The organism is Prauserella cavernicola (assembly GCF_016595675.1).
In the GTDB taxonomy this organism is placed as follows: domain Bacteria; phylum Actinomycetota; class Actinomycetes; order Mycobacteriales; family Pseudonocardiaceae; genus Prauserella_A; species Prauserella_A cavernicola.
Genome location: NZ_JAENJH010000006.1, coordinates 191,176 through 206,004 on the forward strand (window position 1 = coordinate 191,176; position 14,829 = coordinate 206,004).

Genomic DNA, 14,829 nt, shown 5'->3' on the forward strand with positions numbered 1-14,829 from the left:
ACCCGGTCCGTCCGGCACCGTCACGCTGGCCTCGCTTCCGCCGCGCCGGGGCGCGGATGTTCTACCGGTCTGGCGTCGTTGTCCAATCCTATGCGGCGCCTCGCTCGCTAATCTGCGCCTGGCCGGGCACGGCCTTGGGGAACACCGTCGCCATCATCGGGAAGGACAGCAATGCGCTCCGCGAACGCGGTCGAGGAACTCACCCGTCAGCTCGAGCAGCGGTTGGGTGCCGACCGGGTGTCCCGGCAGGACGCCCAGGCCTATTCGGACGCCGTGACGCTGTGGAACGGCGCGGTCACCGCTCGGCCGGCCCTGGTGGTGCGGCCGCGGAGCAGCGCCGAGGTCGCGACGACGGTGACCGCGGCGCGAGAGTCCGGCGCCGCGGTGTCGGTCCGCGGAGGCGGACACGACTGGGCAGGGCGAGCGCTGCGTGACGGCGGCGTGGTGATCGACCTCAGCGCGATGCGCGAGGTCCGGATCGCGCAGGACGTCGCGATCGCCGAGGGAGGAAGCCTGGCGGGCGACGTGGTGGCGGCCGCCGCGCAGCACGGTGCGAACGTCGCGACCGGCACGGCCGGGCTCGTCGGCATGGCCGGGCTCACCCTGGGAGGCGGCTACGGCCTACTGCTGGGGACCGCGGGGCTCGCCGCTGACAACCTGCTCGGCGCGGAGGTCGTCCTCGCCGACGGCAGGCTCGTCTCGACCGACGAGGATCCCGAGCTGTTGTGGGCTTTGCGCGGTGGCGGCGGGAACTTCGGCGTGGTGACGCAGCTGCGCATCCGGACCCATGCCGACCGCGGTCTCGTCGGTGGCATGGTCCTCTTTCCCTGGAATGAGGCGGAGACGGTCCTGGCCCGGTACTCGGAGCTGATCGAGGGCGCTCCCGACGGGCTGACCGTCCTACTTGAACTGTCGGTCGTCCCCGAGATCGGGCCGTGTCTTCTCGCCGTTCCCGTGTGGTCCGGTGAGCGACAGGGCGCCGACGCCGCCCTGGCTGACGTCGGCAAGCTGGGGACCCCGATCAACACCGCCGTCGGTCCCGCCACGCAGCGGGATCTGCTGGCGCAGTTCGACCAGGCCGTTCCGACCGGGATGCACTGGGACCTGCGCACCCGCACCATCGCGACGTTGACGCCTGACATCATCGACCTGCTCGTCGGCTTCGCGGCGGCACGGCCGGGGCCGGGAGCGGGCATCGGACTTCGGCCGTTCCACGGAGCGGCCACCCGCGTCGGCGCCGACGACACCGCCTTCGGCCTGCGCACCCGCCACGTCGTCGTCGAGATCTCGGCCGGTCGCCAGGCGGACGAGGAGGCGAGCGCGTACCGGGGCTGGGCCGACGAGGTCAGGACCGCGCTGGAACCGCACGCACTGCCCGGCGGCTACCCCAACTTCCTGCTGCCGGACCAGCACGACCAGGTCGCGCACGCGTATGGCGCGCACGCGCCACGCCTGCTCGCCGCGAAGAAACGCTACGATCCCGAGCACGTTTTCACCGCCACGCCGCTTCCAGGCGTGCCGTAGTCACACGCTGTGGCGGACATCGGCGCGACCGACGGCGAGAAGTGACGAACTCTCGGTCGTGACCACGAATCCCCGACATCGGTTATGGGTTGAATGACCCACACAGTCCCGGCCACGTGTCGGATAGGTTGATCCAAGCGCCGCTGACGTCGCGGTACTGCGAGGGTCGGTGACCGCGAGCAACGGCGCGTCCGTACTGGAGTGCGACCTGTCGTAATTGGTTACCGGCGATGATGTCAGCCTTCCCTGACTAGGAAGCAGGGCCACGTGTGATCGCCTTGGGAATGATAGAAGAGAGTTCCGGCGGATCCGTCGAGCCATTCTTCACCTGGTTCAACGCGATGGATCTCGACCGGTTCAACATATCGATCAGTCACGTCTCGCCGACGATCGAACGTGCGGCGATGGAGGCGAAGACAAGCAGGCCGGATGTGTGGCTGCTGCGTAGCCGCAGTGCCCCGAACCCCCAGGCGCTGCACGAGCTCTGCGGTGGCTCCGTACCGCGCACGCTGCTCAAGCAGGTCGTCGCGGTGTGCGACGGGACCATCGACGAGATCGGGTACGCGCTGTCGTGCTGCGTGTCCGCGGTGGTGCTGATGAACGATTCTCCGTGGGAGATCATCGGAGCCGTTCATGCCGCGGCATCCCGAAAGCTGTTCGTCTCCTCGCAGATTCTGAATCACTATCGCGAGCAGCTGGTCGAGGTCATCTCCTCGCCGGCCGCCCGCCGCCTCGACGCGCTCACGGAACGCGAGCTGGAGGTGCTGATCTCCCTCGCGGACGGGAAATCCAACGCGGCCATCGCGCGCGAGCTCTTCATCAGCAGGGCCACCGTCGGGTCGCACGTCGTCAGCATCCTGCGCAAGCTCGAGGTCGCCAATCGCACCGAGGCCGCGGTGATGGCCCACAAGCTCGGACTGCGGGACCCGAACCGGCAAGAGAACACGACCTCGATCAACCGGGAGGTTCGACATGGCGGATACGACACCCGAGGACGGGCGCCTGCTCTTTGACGGCGACTGCGGCTTCTGCACGAAGTCCATCTCCTGGCTCGACGCCCGCTCGATGCTGGGGTACCAGGCGATGCCGTGGCAGAGCGTGCCGGACGACGAACTACCCGCTTCGGTCGAACGGCTCACGACGGAAGTCGTGCTGGAACTGCCCGACGGCCGCGTGCTGGGAGGTGCGGACGCACTCGCCGCCAGCGTGCGCGCGTCGCGGTCGCGCCTGCGGTTGCTCGGCGTGGTCGTCGCCGCTCCGGGTTTGCGGCAGCTCGCGAGAGTGGTGTATCGCGTGATCGCGCGCAACCGCTACCGCATGCCGGGCTCGTCGGACGCCTGCAGGATCGGCTGACCCGCTCACGACTCCGACAGTGGGAGCGCGACGCGGTCGGCGCACGACGGTTCGCCGAACGGGCTCTCTCCGCGTAGCTGGATGTCGTTGAGCCGCTGGTACAGCGAGCTCGTGCGCAGCAGTTCGTGGTGGGTGCCGACGGCGCTGACGACGCCGGCGTCCATGACGACGATCCGGTCGGCGTCGACCACCGTCGACATCCGGTGCGCGACGCTGATCACCGCGCACTCGCTCGCGATCGCGCGCAGCGCGGTGCGCATGGCCAATTCCGAGTCCGAGTCCAAATTGGAGGTCGCTTCGTCGAGCAGCAGCAACGACGGCCGCCGGATGAGCATCCGTGCGATCGCCAGTCGTTGTCGTTGCCCGCCGGACAGACCGACACCGTGCTCACCGAGTTCGGTGTGCATTCCCCTGGGCAGTGAGTGGACGAGATCGCGCAGACCTGCCAGGTGCAGGGCACGGTCGACATCGGCGGCCGTGGCGTGCTCGATTCCGTAGCTGAGGTTGTCGCCGATCGTGCCGCGCAGCGTCGTGTCCTCCTGCTGCACGTATCCGATGAGGCCCCGCAGGACGTGCACGGGAACGGAGCCGATGTTCTGGCCGTCGATCAGGATTCGGCCGTCTTGCACCGGGTAGAAGCGCATCAGGAGTTGCAGCAACGTCGTCTTGCCGGAACCGGACGGCCCGACGATCGCCGTCAGCCCTCGTGCGGGCACGGTGAACGAGACACCGCGCAGGGTCGGCTCGTCGTGGCCGTAGGCGAACCGGACGCGGTCGAACGTCACCCCGGGACGGCCGTAGACCACGGTCTCCTGCATGGCGGGCGGCAGTATGACCGACGGCTCCTGCGCGATGTCGGCGAGTTCGTTGATCCGTCCGATCGCCGCCCTGCCCTGCTGCAGCTGGCCGATGCTCGTGAACAGCATGACCAGCGGCGTCACGAGGTAGAAGAGGTACATGATGAACGCCGTGAGCGCGGCCGCGTCGAGCGAGCCGGTGGCCACGCGCCCCATGCCGGTGACGATCACGACCGCGAGCGAGGCCTGCAGGCCGATCCCCATCGTGGGAGACAGCATCGCGCCCAGCGCGCTGACCTTGATGCCGGATCGTCGCGCGGACAGCGCGAGCTTGCCGATCCGGTGGCCTTCGAGCCCTTCCGCACGGCACGCCTTGACGGTGTTCAGCGCTCCGATCGCGCGGTGCAGGTCCGCGCCGAGGTCGCCGACGATCGTCCGGCTGCGCACGGCCTCCTTGCGCAGTTTTCGCGCCAGCAGCAGGGCCACGAGGCTGGCGACGGTCATGCACGCCGCCGTGACGCCGAGCAGCAGCGGGTCGATCAGCAGCATCAGCACGAGACTGCCGAGCACCATGGCGGAGTCCACGATGATGCTCGCCGTGCTCTGCGCCAGGGCGATCTTGAGCAGGGAGGTGTCGGTCACGACGCGCGCCTGGACGTCGCCGTGGCGCAGGGCGCTGAACGCGCGGACGTCGGAGTGGAGAACCTTGTGGATCAGGGTGGTGCGCGTGTCGTACACGATGCGCTCGCCGGTGCGGCCCATGACGTAGGCCTGCACCGTTGTCAGCGCGGCGTCGGCGGCGAACAGTCCGATCACGGCCAGGATCGGCACGAGCAGGGGCGCGTTCGTGCTGACCGTGGTGATGAGGTTGCCGATCATGGCGGGCTGCGCGAGCCCGGCGGCCGCGGCGAACAGGCCGAGTACCACCGCACCGATGATCTTCGGCAGGTGTGCGCGGGCGATCGCGCCGACCCAGTTGCCGTCGCGCGGCGGGGTGACCGTCGTCAATAGAGTCCGCCGTCGGCCCTGAGGTTCTGCCCGGTCACCCACGCGCCGTCCGGGCCGACGAGAAACGCGACCACCGCGGCGATGTCCGGCGGCCTGCCGAGCCGGCCCAGTGGGGTCACGCGCGCGATGCCGGCCAGCGCGCCGTCTGCCGCGTTCTGGTGAACCAGGTCGGTCTCGGTGATGCCGGGCGACACGGTGTTGACCGTGATGCCGCGTGCACCGAGTTCGTAACTGGCCGATCTGGTGAACTGCTCCAGCGTCGCCTTGCTGGCCGCGTAGAGCCCCTCACCCGCACCTGCTTTTGTCGTGGACACCGTGGACACGTTGACAATGCGGCCACCATCGCGGAGCCGCCGCGCGGCGTGTTGCATGGCCAGGAACGGCCCACGCGCGTTGACGGCCATCGTGTGGTCGAAGTCGTCGACCGTGACGGCCTCGATCGTCTGTGGGACGGCGATTCCCGCGTTGTTCACGAGAATTTCCAGCCCTGTGGACGCGGCCGCGAAGCGCCGATCGGCCTCCGCGAACAGGTTCTCGATCGCGTCGGGGGAGACCTGGTCGGCCTGTACCGCCCACGCGGTTCCACCCGCTGACTCGACGTCGTCCACCACCGCTTGCGCGGCCGCGTCGTTCTTGAGGTAGCTGAACACCACGGCGGCCCCGTCACCAGCGAGCCTGCGCACGATCGCGGCGCCGATGCCGCGGGATCCTCCGGTGACGATCGCGCCCTTGCCGTCGAGCGGTCCGCGACCCGAGCTCACCGGGTGGACTCCGTCGCGGCCTGGTTCCCGCGCTCGTCCCACGGGCGATTGCGGATGGCGGCCAGCAGCGCGGTGGCGACAGCGGTGAGGACCAGCAGCGTTTTCATCGCCGGCTCCGTTCCGAGACTCGTAGGACGTGTCCACGCCAGCGAACCTGTCCCGACGCAGGCGGACAACCACGGTCCTGCCGGTATTGGCCGCCGGCTATATCAATCATTGTGTTGATGCCCGGTCGGCGTGATGTGCCTATGTTCCGGTATTGGACCGTTGTGATCTGCGAAGGAGGTTTCCTTGTCCGCGATCGAAGTGTTCGCCAACAGCAAGGCCGACCACGGCCTCGCGCCGTTGACGTCGAGTCCTACGTACGTGCCGGTGCTCTGCACCGAACTGACCTCGGCCACGTGCACGATCCTGGCAGCGACCACGACGAACTACTTCGGCGGCGTGACTCACACCGCCGCTCTCATTGGCGACGTGCCGTCGGCTGGGATTCCCGCCCATGGTTCGGCGGGGGAGTTGCTCAGAATCCGGAGCGGCTCGATCGGCTGATCGTGGGCTACCGGGTGGTGCCCGAACCGGACTGTTGTTCGCATGATCCCTCATCCGGTCCTCTGAGAAGGAGGATTTCCCTGTCCGCGATCGAAGTACTCGCCAACAGCAAAGCCGACCACGGGCCGGCACTGCTCGAGGCGGGCCCCGCCTCCATGCCGGTGCTCTGTCACACCGCGCTTGCGACCGTTGCCACGACCTACACCGCGTACATCGTCGGCACGATCGACGGCGGCGCATTTGTGGGCGACGCGGGCTACCTGCCGTCGGCAGCGATCCCGGCGAATGGTTCCGCGACTGAACTGCTCGACGCCCGGACCAGTTCGATCGGCTGATGTTCCGGCATCCGAGCATGAGCCGAATGATTGACCGACCGGATCCCTGGATCCCTGGATCCCTAAGGAGGATTTCCTTGTCCGCGATCGAAGTGTTCGCCAACAGCAAGGCCGACCACGGCCTCTCACCGTTGGCGGCAAGTCCCGCGTCCACACCTGTGCTCTGTACGATAATCAATTTTGGGACCCCACTGGCTGCTACGTACGTCCTCGGAACGGTCGACACTGGCGCTCCTGCCGGCGACGTCGGTGGCGTGCCGTCGACAGGAATCCCGGCGAATGGTTCGGCGATGGAATTGCTCAATCTCCGGAGCGGTTCGATCGGCTGATCGTGGGCCATTCGGTGGCGTCGGCCCGTCCGCAATATCAGTCGTCTTGTTGATGCTCGATTCGCGCCAGTTCTCTATGTTCCAGTACCGGACCATTATCCGAATGGTTGCTCGACCGGATCCCCTAAGGAGAAGTCCTTGTCCGCGATCGAAGTGTTCGCCAACAGCAAGCCCGACCACGGGCTCTCACCGCTCGAGGCAGGCCCCGTCTACATGCCGGTGTTCTGCACGACCACGACCACGACCGCAGCCGCGTTGGGCGGACTGGGCATGGCCTTCGCGGCAGGCGTCCTGAGCGATGCCTGCGAGGACGTCCATGCCGGTGACGTCTCGTCGGCCGGAATGCCGGCCCGTGGTTCGGCGACGGAACTGCTCAACTTCCGCACCGGCTCGATCAGCTGATCGTGGCCAATCCGGTGGTGCCGGCACGTCGCACCACCGGGTTGGCACGGCTTACACCAGTGGGGTTGTCATGACCGACAGAGTCAAGGCCCTCGCGTCGGCCCCGGACACCGACGAGGCCGCTGAGGTCGACAAGGTGCTGCGCCGGGTCGAGCAGCTCGCGGCCGTGGGGGCCGGAGTGTCCTCTCTGGAGGCACTGGCCGCCATCCGCGACGTCGAGCACGGCTCGTTGCTGAGCTGGCAGGTCGCGCGCACACGTTTCCCGTGGATGGTCGGGCGTGCGGCGCGGGTACTCGATGTCGTGTTCGACAAGGAGGGCCTGCGCGCGCTGCACGGCCTTCGCCTGGTGTCCGCGGGCACCGTTCTCGCCGGTCGCCGGAACCGCGCGGGAAAGCGTGCTGCGAAGGCCTACCTCGCAGGCTCCAGTCATGCGATGCGGCTGCGCTCGCCCTACGGATCGGACGGCTCCGAGGTCCTGCTCAGTATCACGCTCACCGCGCTGACACTCGCCGACCTGGCGAAGGACGATGCTCGCGCCAGGAAGGCGTGCCTGTGGTTCATCGCCGCGCAGTCGTGCCTGTCCTACGGGATCGCGGGTGCCGCCAAGGCCGTCTCGCCCGTGTGGCGGGACGGTTCGGCGATCCGCGACATCTTCCGCACCAAGATCTTCGGCCAGCGCGAGCTGTTCCGGTTCCTGAACGACAAGCCACGGCTGAACCGCGCGATCGGGTGGGTGACCATCGGAGGAGAGGCGCTGTTCCCGCTGGTGCTGCTGGCACCGAAACCGATCGCGCGTGGGTTGCTCGCGGTCGGCCTCTCCTTCCACACGGGCAACGCGGTCGCCATGGGACTGAACCGTTTCGTCTGGGCCTTCGTCAGTACCTACCCGGCCATCGAGTACTGCGCGCGTGGGCTCGGCGGCGACCGACGGAAGGGACAGCCAGAGTCGTGATCGCCGCGAACGCGAGGCGTGACGTACCGGGTCTCGTCGACGTCGGTGGCCGTCGATTGCGGGTACTCGTCCAGGGCACTCGCGACGACGCACCTGCCGTCGTGTTCCTCAGCACGCTCGGCTGCCCTCTGGAGGCGTGGACACGCGTTCAGCGGACCGTGGCCGAGTGGACGACGGCCATCAGCTATGACCGCAGCGATGTCGGGTGGAACGGGCGTCGCGCGGCCGTTCCTCGACGGGCCGACGAACTCGAGGCACTGCTCGCCGAGCTGGGTGTGGTCGGTCCGGTCGTCCTCGTGGGGCACGCCTACGGAGCGCTCGTCGCCGAGGAGCTCGCGCGGAGGAACCCCGATCGCGTGGCCGGCCTGGTGGCCGCCGATGCGTGGCACCCCGACGAGTTGCGACGTTCGGTCCACCAGCGCAAGGCGATGGCCCACCTGGAGGCCCAGCTGCAGCGCAGCATGATGGCGGCGCTCCTGCGTCCTGGCGGGCGCGAGGATTTCGTCGCGCTGGACGGGTTGCCCGCCGAGCAACGGCCGATGGCGTACCGGTACTTGCGCCGACCCCACAACTGGCGTACTGCGCTCGCGGAGCTGGTGTCGTGGAAGCATTCCCCGCCCGGATCGGCGGAAAGGTGGCCGCGGTTCCGGGCTCCGGCGCTGGTCCTGGCGTCCCGAGTGCAGGTCGAACACGACCAGGTAAGGATGCGGATGCAGCAGGAACTCGCGGCGTCCTCGCCGACGTCCGCGGTGCTCGTCGTGCCGGAGGCGGCCAACCTGGAGCTGGTGACCGACGGCCGCTTCAGTCCACACGTCGGCGACGCGGTACTGCGGCTGCTCGGCAACGCGGTCGTGACAGAGGGTGCGTGACATGGGTGGACGGCAGCAGGCCGTGCGAGTGGCGGTGTACGCGACTCTCGGTGGCTGGTTGGGGCTCAGTGTGGTCGGACAGAAACTGTTTCGCGCACCGGGGCGGCGCAGTTGGTGGGACAAGCTGTACCTGCTGATTCCCGACTGGCGGTTCTTCGCGCCGGATCCCGGGATCCACGACTTCCACCTGCTGTACCGGGACGAGCTGGAGGACGGCTCATTGACACCGTGGAAGGAAATCACTTCGGTCGAGGAGCGGCGATGGTCCCACGCGTTCTGGCATCCGCATCGACGGGTCGAGAAATGTATCTTCGACATCTCGAAGGAACTGACGAAGTTCATCGAGGAGTGTCACCGCGACCCGGACAGGCCGGTCGAGTCGGTTCAGGTCAGCGTGCCTTATCTGACCTTGCTGGCGCATGTCACAGAGCAGTCGCACGCACCGGCGACGACGTGCACACAGTTTCTGGTGTCCATCTCCGCCGGTTATGACGAACACGATGAACCACGCGCCATTTTCCTGTCGGCACTGCACCCCGTCGAGCAGCTCGCAAGCTCAACTGTTTGATTGATGCGGCCAATCGGTTTTCTCAATACAGTCGAGACGTTTCCCCGTGAGAAATTCCCCAGATAGTCAGGAGAACACAATGAACAGGGTCGAGCAGATCGCCCAGGCCACGCAAGCGGGACACGACGGCGAGCTGCTTCCGTTGCAGCGCGCTGAGTTCGAGACCCCGGTGCTGTGCTGCCCCGCCGTGGTCACCGCGGTGACCGCCACGGTCGCCGCGACATTCGCGGCCTATAACGCGGGCAACATGGTGAGTGACTTCGTCGGCGAGCACAACAATCCGGAGGTCGACCCCGCCCTGCTGTGCGGCAAGTCCGGCAAGGAACTGCTGAACATCCGACAGGGCGGCGTCCGCCGCTGAGCGGAAACCCACACGGTCCCGGCCCACGCGGTGGCGGCAGTTCATCCGTGTGGGCCGGTCACCGGGCGAGAACCGGGACGAGAGAAACTGGAGAAGGCCGATGTTGACGAAGCAGATCGTGGCCAGGCGCCGCCCGGTCGATGACATCGACAGGGCGTTCAGCCGGGTCGAGCGGCTGACCGCGGTCGGCTCGACGATCGGCGCGCTGGAACAGCTCGTCGAGCGCCAGAAGTACGATGACAAAGGGCTCTTCAGCTGGCCGGTGAACCGCACCCGGCTCGCTGGTTCGCGCCGGACACACTACAAGCACATCGACAAGGTGCTCGCCTATCCACGATTCGTCAATGTCATGCGAGCCCGCTTCGCCAGCGGACTCGGTCTGCTCGCCGGGGGGAGCAGACGCACGAGGGCCGTGTGGCTGACGGGGATGACCGGAACCGGTGGCGCACTGTGCCTCCGCAGCAACTACGGCCTTGACGGCTCGGACCACTTCGCGTTCATCAACTACGCGGTCGCGATGCTCGAGAAGCTGTTCCCGAACGATCGCCAGGCGCGCGAGTACGCGCTGGCCTTCATCGCCTTCCAGAGCTGTCTGTCCTACTTCACGTCGGGTAGCGTCAAGTTGACATCGCCGGTGTGGCGCAACGGAGATGCGCTCACCGGGATCTTCCGTACCCAGACCTACGGCGACCGGTTCTTCTACGATCTGCTCAAGGACCGTCCCGAGCTCACGAAGCTCCTGGCGTGGTCGGTGATGGTCGCCGAGACCGTGTTCCCACTGGTGCTGCTGATGCCGAAGCCGATCGCGCGACTGTTCTTCCTCGGTGGGATGGCCTTCCACGTCAGCAACGCGAAGTTCATGGGTCTCAACCGCTTCTTCTGGTCTTTCGTGGCCACGTATCCGGCCGTCTCGTACTTCACCCGCGGCTCGGTTCGAGCGCGGAGCGGTGCATGACCACCGGCGCCGCGCGCGCCATCGGCCTGGGCGCGTCGGCGATCGCCGCGTGTGGGGTCGCGGCCACGGCAGGCGGACTGGCGCGATCCCGGCTGCGAAGGCCGACCGGCGAGCCCGGCGAGCTGACCGAGGTGGACGGTCTTACGTTGCACTCTCTGGTGCATCGTGCCGGGGGCCCGACCGTGGTGTTCGAGAACGGGCTGTGTTGCCCCTGCACGACCTGGTCGTGGGTGCTGGACGGGATCGCGGACCGGTACAGCTACGTCGCCTATGATCGCCCTGGCAACGGCTGGAGCGGCGACGACGGCAAGCGTCGCTCGGCGCGCGAGATCAACGAGCTCGCCGCTGAACTCGTGGCACATTACGATCTTCCGGCACCATATGTCCTCGTCGGACATTCGATCGGCGGCCTGCTCGGGATGTCCTTCGCGGCGGCGATGTCCCACGACGTCGCGGGACTCGTGCTCGTCGACTCCTCGCATCCTGAGCAGCTGGTGCGCTCCTCGGCGCAACGCGATTCGATGCCCATGGTCGACCACGCGATGGGCGCGCTGTTCTGGCGCACGTTGCTCGGTAGGAAACCCTCGGCGCCGGCCGTGTCGTTCCTCGATGATCTGCCTCCTCATCAGGCGGCGCGGACCAAGTCGGCGATGGAACGACCGTCGCCGTGGCGCGCGGCACTGCGCGAGGTCAGGACGTTCTATGCCTGGTCCGACGAGCTCCGCACGGCGACGCTGCCGAGCTCGTTGCCGGTCGCGGTCGTCACTGCCGGCCAGACCGACGTGGGCGACAGCAAACACCGTGAGCTCCAGTCCGAGCTCGCCGCGCTCTCGGAGGTCGGCTCGCACGTCGTGGTGCCGGGCGCCGACCACGACGGCATCGTGATGCGACAGGACGACGCGACACATGTCATTGACGCGATCGAGTGGACGATCGCGCAGAGCATGGCTCAACCGCAACGAACGCGAGGTGTGTGATGGGACGCGGCTACGCACGGACCGCGCGCCGTTGGAGCCTGTACGGTCTGCTGGCGGGCTGGGCGGGTCTGACGGTGTTCCAGCAGCTGGACAGATCACACTGGCTGCAGTGGAAGGTCGATCCGACGGCGATGGGCATTCCGAACTGGCGGTTCTTCGCGCCGACTCCGGGCAGGCACGACTTCAACCTGCTCTATCGCGACAAGCTCGCCGATGGTGGGCTGGGCGAGTGGCGGGAGCACTCGATCGGAGTGGACCGAAAGGCCTTGCACATGGTGTGGCATCCGGGCAGGCGGGTGGAGAAGGCGCTCTTCGACGCGATCACCCAACTTTTTCAGATGTCCGAGGATCTCGAGGACCAGCGCAGGGTGCAGCTCACGGTGCCCTACCTGGCGTTGCTGAACTTCGTCAGCAATGAGATCGACCACGCCGACGACGCCGTGGAGGTGCAGTTCATGATCGGACAGTCGGCGGCGCACGAGGCGAGCGTGGATCCGAAGCTGCTGTTCCTGTCCGAGTGGCACCGGCTCGACGGGGCCGTCGAGCCTGCTCCGCTGCCATTGGCCGGGTAGTCCTGTGGACACGGTCGAGACGTTGTCCGTCGTGCGTGATCGACTGGCGGCGGGCACGACCGGTTTCGTGCTCGGCGACGAGACGAACGTGCTCGCGCTCACCGGCGGCACGATCGACGTCGAGAACCCGTCCGACGGTTCGGTGCTCGGGACGGTCGCGGCGGCCGGTGCCGACGATGTCGGCGCGGCGGTCGCGCTCGCACGGCAGGCCGTCGCCGACCGGCGCTGGTCCGCGAAGCACCCCGGCAAGAAGTCGTTGGTTCTGTCTGATCTGCGGAAGCTCCTCGAGGACCACAGGGACGAGTTCGCGCAATGGGAGGCACTGGACGCGGGAATCCCGATCAGCCAGACACTCCTGCAGGTCTACGGTGCGGCCGGCATCTGTCACCACTACGCGGGGTGGCCGACCAAACTGTACGGCGATCTCAATCCGCTCGTGTCCTCGTTTCACTCGTACACGGTGCGCGAGCCGGTGGGGGTGGTCGCCGTGCTGGTTCCGTGGAACCAGCCGCTGTTCACGGTGGCCGCCCGGGTCGCGCCCGCACTGGCGGCAGGCAACTGCGTGATCCTCAAGGCGTCCAGACGGGCCCCGTACAGCGCCGTGCGATTCGGCGAACTCGCTCTGGAGGCCGGGCTGCCGCCGGGGGCGCTCACCGTGTTGACCGGCGACGGTGCCACTGCCGGCAGTGCGCTCGTCCGCCACCCCGATGTCGACATGGTGACCTACATCGGTTCGCAGGCAACCGGGACACAGTTGCGGGAACTCGCCGCACCCGATGGCAAGCGATTGCTGATGGAGCTCGGGGGCAAGAGCCCGCACATCGTGTTCCCCGACGCGGACCTCGATCGTGCCGTCGACTCGGCGGCCACGACGGTGTGGCGCAACGCGGGGCAGATCTCCAACGTCGGGAGCCGGTTGTTGGTGCATCGATCCATTCACGACCGGTTCGTCGACCGGGTCGTGGAGACGTTGGCGGAGCTACGGGTGGGTTCCGCGATGGATCGAGAAACCCGGATCGGTCCGTTGATCTCCGCGGGGCAACAGCGCCGGGTCGGCGAGTACCTGCGCATCGCGGAGGAGCAGGGCGCGAAACCCGTGCTGCGTGGCACTGTTCCGGATGGTCCTGGTTACTACACGACTCCCGCGGTGCTCACCGACGTCGATCCGCGATCCCGGATCGCGCAGGAGGAGGTCTTCGGGCCGGTGCTCGCGGTGACGGCGTTCGACGACGAGGAGCACGCGCTGGCCTTGGCCAACGACAGTCGCTACGGTCTCGGCGCCGGCGTGTGGACCTCCGACGTGCGGCGGGCGCACCGGTTCGCCCAGCGGCTCGGCGCGGGAAACGTCTGGATCAACGTCTACGGCATGTCCGACGTGTCCGCGCCTGTCGGTGGCTTCGGTGCCTCTGGGGTCGGAGCCGATGGCGGCCGGGAGTGGATCAACGCCTACACCCGGCCCAAGGCGGTGTTCGTCTCGTTGCTGTGAGACAAGCACCGACCTCCGCCACCGATCTCGTGTTACCCGCGGATGGGTTGCGGCTGGCCGCAGTCGCCGCCGGTACGGCAGATCTCGATCGACGCGGTCCAGTTCGCCGTCGACGTGCCGATCGCCATGTCGATCGGTGTCGTCCCCTGACCGCATTGTTCCGCTGATTTGTAGAATCCCGGTGCGAGGTCGTGCACGACGGTGACGTTCGCGAAATAGCAGCCGGAGTCGGTCGCCCGGAGAGTTCCGTCCAGCGTCAGTTCTCCACCGATGACGCCTTCCCTGACGAACGTCGCCGTGCCGCTGGCAGATCCGCCGTCGTGAGAGACAGTCCAGGACTCGGCAGCGGTCTGCTCGGCTGCGGTGGCGGTGAATCCTGCGCCGACGGTGCCCAGCACGGCGGCGGCGACGACCGCGCTTCGGCCGATTCCTCTGGTCAATCCCCTCGAACCTGTCGTGCGCATGTTGTGGCTCCTCTCCAGAACGTGGCTCAGTGCCCGATCAGCCTATGAATTCTGGGAATGGAAATCTTCAGTAATTCGACTGATTGTCCTGGTTGAAGAATGCGCGGTAGTGATCGTCTGCCGGGAAGCGTTCAGTTCACGGTCAGCCGGCGCAGGTAGGCATCCCGGGACGGCGTCAGATGGGTGACGCACAGCCGGACCAGGTCCTCGGAGTCGCCGTTTCGAGTGCGCGAAACCCGTGCTGCGTGGCACTGTTCCGGATGGTCCTGGTTACTACACGACGCCCGCGGTGTTCACCGACGTCGATCCGGGATCCCGGATTGCGCAGGAGGAGGAGGTCTTCGGGCCGGTGCTCGCGGTGACGGCGTTCGATGACGAGGAGCATGCGCTGGCACTGGCCAACGACAGTCGCTACGGTCTCGGTGCCGGCGTGTGGACCTCCGACGTTTCCGCGCCCGCCACCGGCCTCGCCGCGTGCGGCATTGGCGCCGATGGCGGACGGGAGCGGATCAACGCCTACACCCGGCCCAAGGCGGTGTTCGTCTCGTTGCTGTGAGACAAACCGGC

General features: G+C 67.5%; 17 protein-coding genes and 1 pseudogene. 15 read left to right on the forward strand and 3 right to left on the reverse strand.

Going from position 1 to position 14,829, the window contains the following annotated elements; all coding sequences use genetic code 11:
* The first annotated feature begins 171 nt into the window (after positions 1-171).
* The 3 genes from JHE00_RS23270 to JHE00_RS23280 all read left to right on the forward strand — a co-directional run bounded on the left by JHE00_RS23270 (position 172) and on the right by JHE00_RS23280 (position 2,877).
* A complete protein-coding gene (locus tag JHE00_RS23270; RefSeq protein WP_200321674.1) occupies positions 172-1,524 on the forward strand; it encodes an FAD-binding oxidoreductase in 1,353 nt (450 codons plus the stop codon).
* A gap of 269 nt (positions 1,525-1,793) precedes the next feature.
* The gene (locus tag JHE00_RS23275; RefSeq protein WP_200321676.1) at positions 1,794-2,537 is read left to right on the forward strand and encodes a helix-turn-helix domain-containing protein; all 744 of its coding nucleotides are present in this window, start codon (positions 1,794-1,796) and stop codon (positions 2,535-2,537) included.
* Positions 2,497-2,877, forward strand: a complete 381-nt coding sequence (locus JHE00_RS23280; RefSeq protein WP_200321678.1) for a thiol-disulfide oxidoreductase DCC family protein — start codon at positions 2,497-2,499, stop codon at positions 2,875-2,877. Before JHE00_RS23275 ends, JHE00_RS23280 begins: the two co-directional genes overlap by 41 nt.
* A gap of 5 nt (positions 2,878-2,882) precedes the next feature.
* Here the strand turns inward: JHE00_RS23280 and JHE00_RS23285 are convergent, their stop codons facing one another.
* Together JHE00_RS23285 and JHE00_RS23290 are read right to left on the reverse strand one after the other, a co-directional pair.
* Positions 2,883-4,682, reverse strand: coding sequence for an ABC transporter ATP-binding protein (locus JHE00_RS23285; protein ID WP_200321680.1), 1,800 nt, complete (start codon positions 4,680-4,682; stop codon positions 2,883-2,885).
* A complete protein-coding gene (locus JHE00_RS23290) occupies positions 4,679-5,443 on the reverse strand; it encodes an SDR family oxidoreductase (RefSeq protein WP_200321682.1) in 765 nt (254 codons plus the stop codon). Before JHE00_RS23290 ends, JHE00_RS23285 begins: the two co-directional genes overlap by 4 nt.
* A 291-nt stretch (positions 5,444-5,734) precedes the next feature.
* Here JHE00_RS23290 and JHE00_RS23295 point away from each other — a divergent pair, with 291 nt between their 5' ends.
* From JHE00_RS23295 to JHE00_RS23345, 11 genes are all read left to right on the forward strand, one after another.
* Complete coding sequence (locus tag JHE00_RS23295) at positions 5,735-5,992, forward strand: hypothetical protein (protein ID WP_200321684.1); 258 nt, start codon at positions 5,735-5,737, stop codon at positions 5,990-5,992.
* 2 nt (positions 5,993-5,994) lie between these two features.
* Positions 5,995-6,327, forward strand: coding sequence for a hypothetical protein (locus JHE00_RS23300; protein ID WP_200321686.1), 333 nt, complete (start codon positions 5,995-5,997; stop codon positions 6,325-6,327).
* A gap of 467 nt (positions 6,328-6,794) precedes the next feature.
* Positions 6,795-7,058, forward strand: a complete 264-nt coding sequence (locus JHE00_RS23305; RefSeq protein ID WP_200321688.1) for a hypothetical protein — start codon at positions 6,795-6,797, stop codon at positions 7,056-7,058.
* Between the two features lie 70 nt (positions 7,059-7,128).
* Entirely contained in the window at positions 7,129-8,010 is an 882-nt protein-coding gene (locus JHE00_RS23310; protein ID WP_200321690.1) for an HTTM domain-containing protein, read from the forward strand.
* Positions 8,007-8,879 carry an alpha/beta fold hydrolase gene (locus tag JHE00_RS23315; protein ID WP_200321692.1) on the forward strand — a complete coding sequence of 291 codons (873 nt, stop codon included), beginning with the start codon at positions 8,007-8,009 and terminating at the stop codon, positions 8,877-8,879. The genes JHE00_RS23310 and JHE00_RS23315 overlap by 4 nt, the downstream gene beginning before the upstream one ends.
* A 1-nt stretch (position 8,880) precedes the next feature.
* Entirely contained in the window at positions 8,881-9,447 is a 567-nt protein-coding gene (locus tag JHE00_RS23320; protein WP_200321694.1) for a hypothetical protein, read from the forward strand.
* A 79-nt stretch (positions 9,448-9,526) separates the two neighbouring features.
* Positions 9,527-9,808, forward strand: coding sequence for a hypothetical protein (locus JHE00_RS23325; protein ID WP_200321696.1), 282 nt, complete (start codon positions 9,527-9,529; stop codon positions 9,806-9,808).
* 100 nt (positions 9,809-9,908) lie between these two features.
* Positions 9,909-10,763, forward strand: coding sequence for an HTTM domain-containing protein (locus JHE00_RS23330; RefSeq protein ID WP_200321698.1), 855 nt, complete (start codon positions 9,909-9,911; stop codon positions 10,761-10,763).
* On the forward strand, positions 10,760-11,740 hold the full coding sequence (locus JHE00_RS23335; RefSeq protein WP_200321700.1) for an alpha/beta hydrolase: 981 nt from the start codon (positions 10,760-10,762) through the stop codon (positions 11,738-11,740). Before JHE00_RS23330 ends, JHE00_RS23335 begins: the two co-directional genes overlap by 4 nt.
* Entirely contained in the window at positions 11,740-12,312 is a 573-nt protein-coding gene (locus JHE00_RS23340) for a hypothetical protein (protein WP_200321702.1), read from the forward strand. The genes JHE00_RS23335 and JHE00_RS23340 overlap by 1 nt, the downstream gene beginning before the upstream one ends.
* Before the next feature lie 31 nt (positions 12,313-12,343).
* Positions 12,344-13,798 (forward strand): aldehyde dehydrogenase family protein, encoded by a 1,455-nt coding sequence (locus JHE00_RS23345; RefSeq protein WP_200321704.1) that lies wholly within the window; start codon positions 12,344-12,346, stop codon positions 13,796-13,798.
* A 32-nt stretch (positions 13,799-13,830) separates the two neighbouring features.
* Here the strand turns inward: JHE00_RS23345 and JHE00_RS23350 are convergent, their stop codons facing one another.
* Entirely contained in the window at positions 13,831-14,262 is a 432-nt protein-coding gene (locus tag JHE00_RS23350) for a hypothetical protein (protein WP_200321705.1), read from the reverse strand.
* Between the two features lie 235 nt (positions 14,263-14,497).
* On the opposite strand from JHE00_RS23350, the pseudogene JHE00_RS23355 reads away from it, so the two are divergent.
* A pseudogene (locus tag JHE00_RS23355) lies at positions 14,498-14,818 on the forward strand (aldehyde dehydrogenase family protein); the annotation flags it as partial.
* Positions 14,819-14,829: the final 11 nt, after the last annotated feature.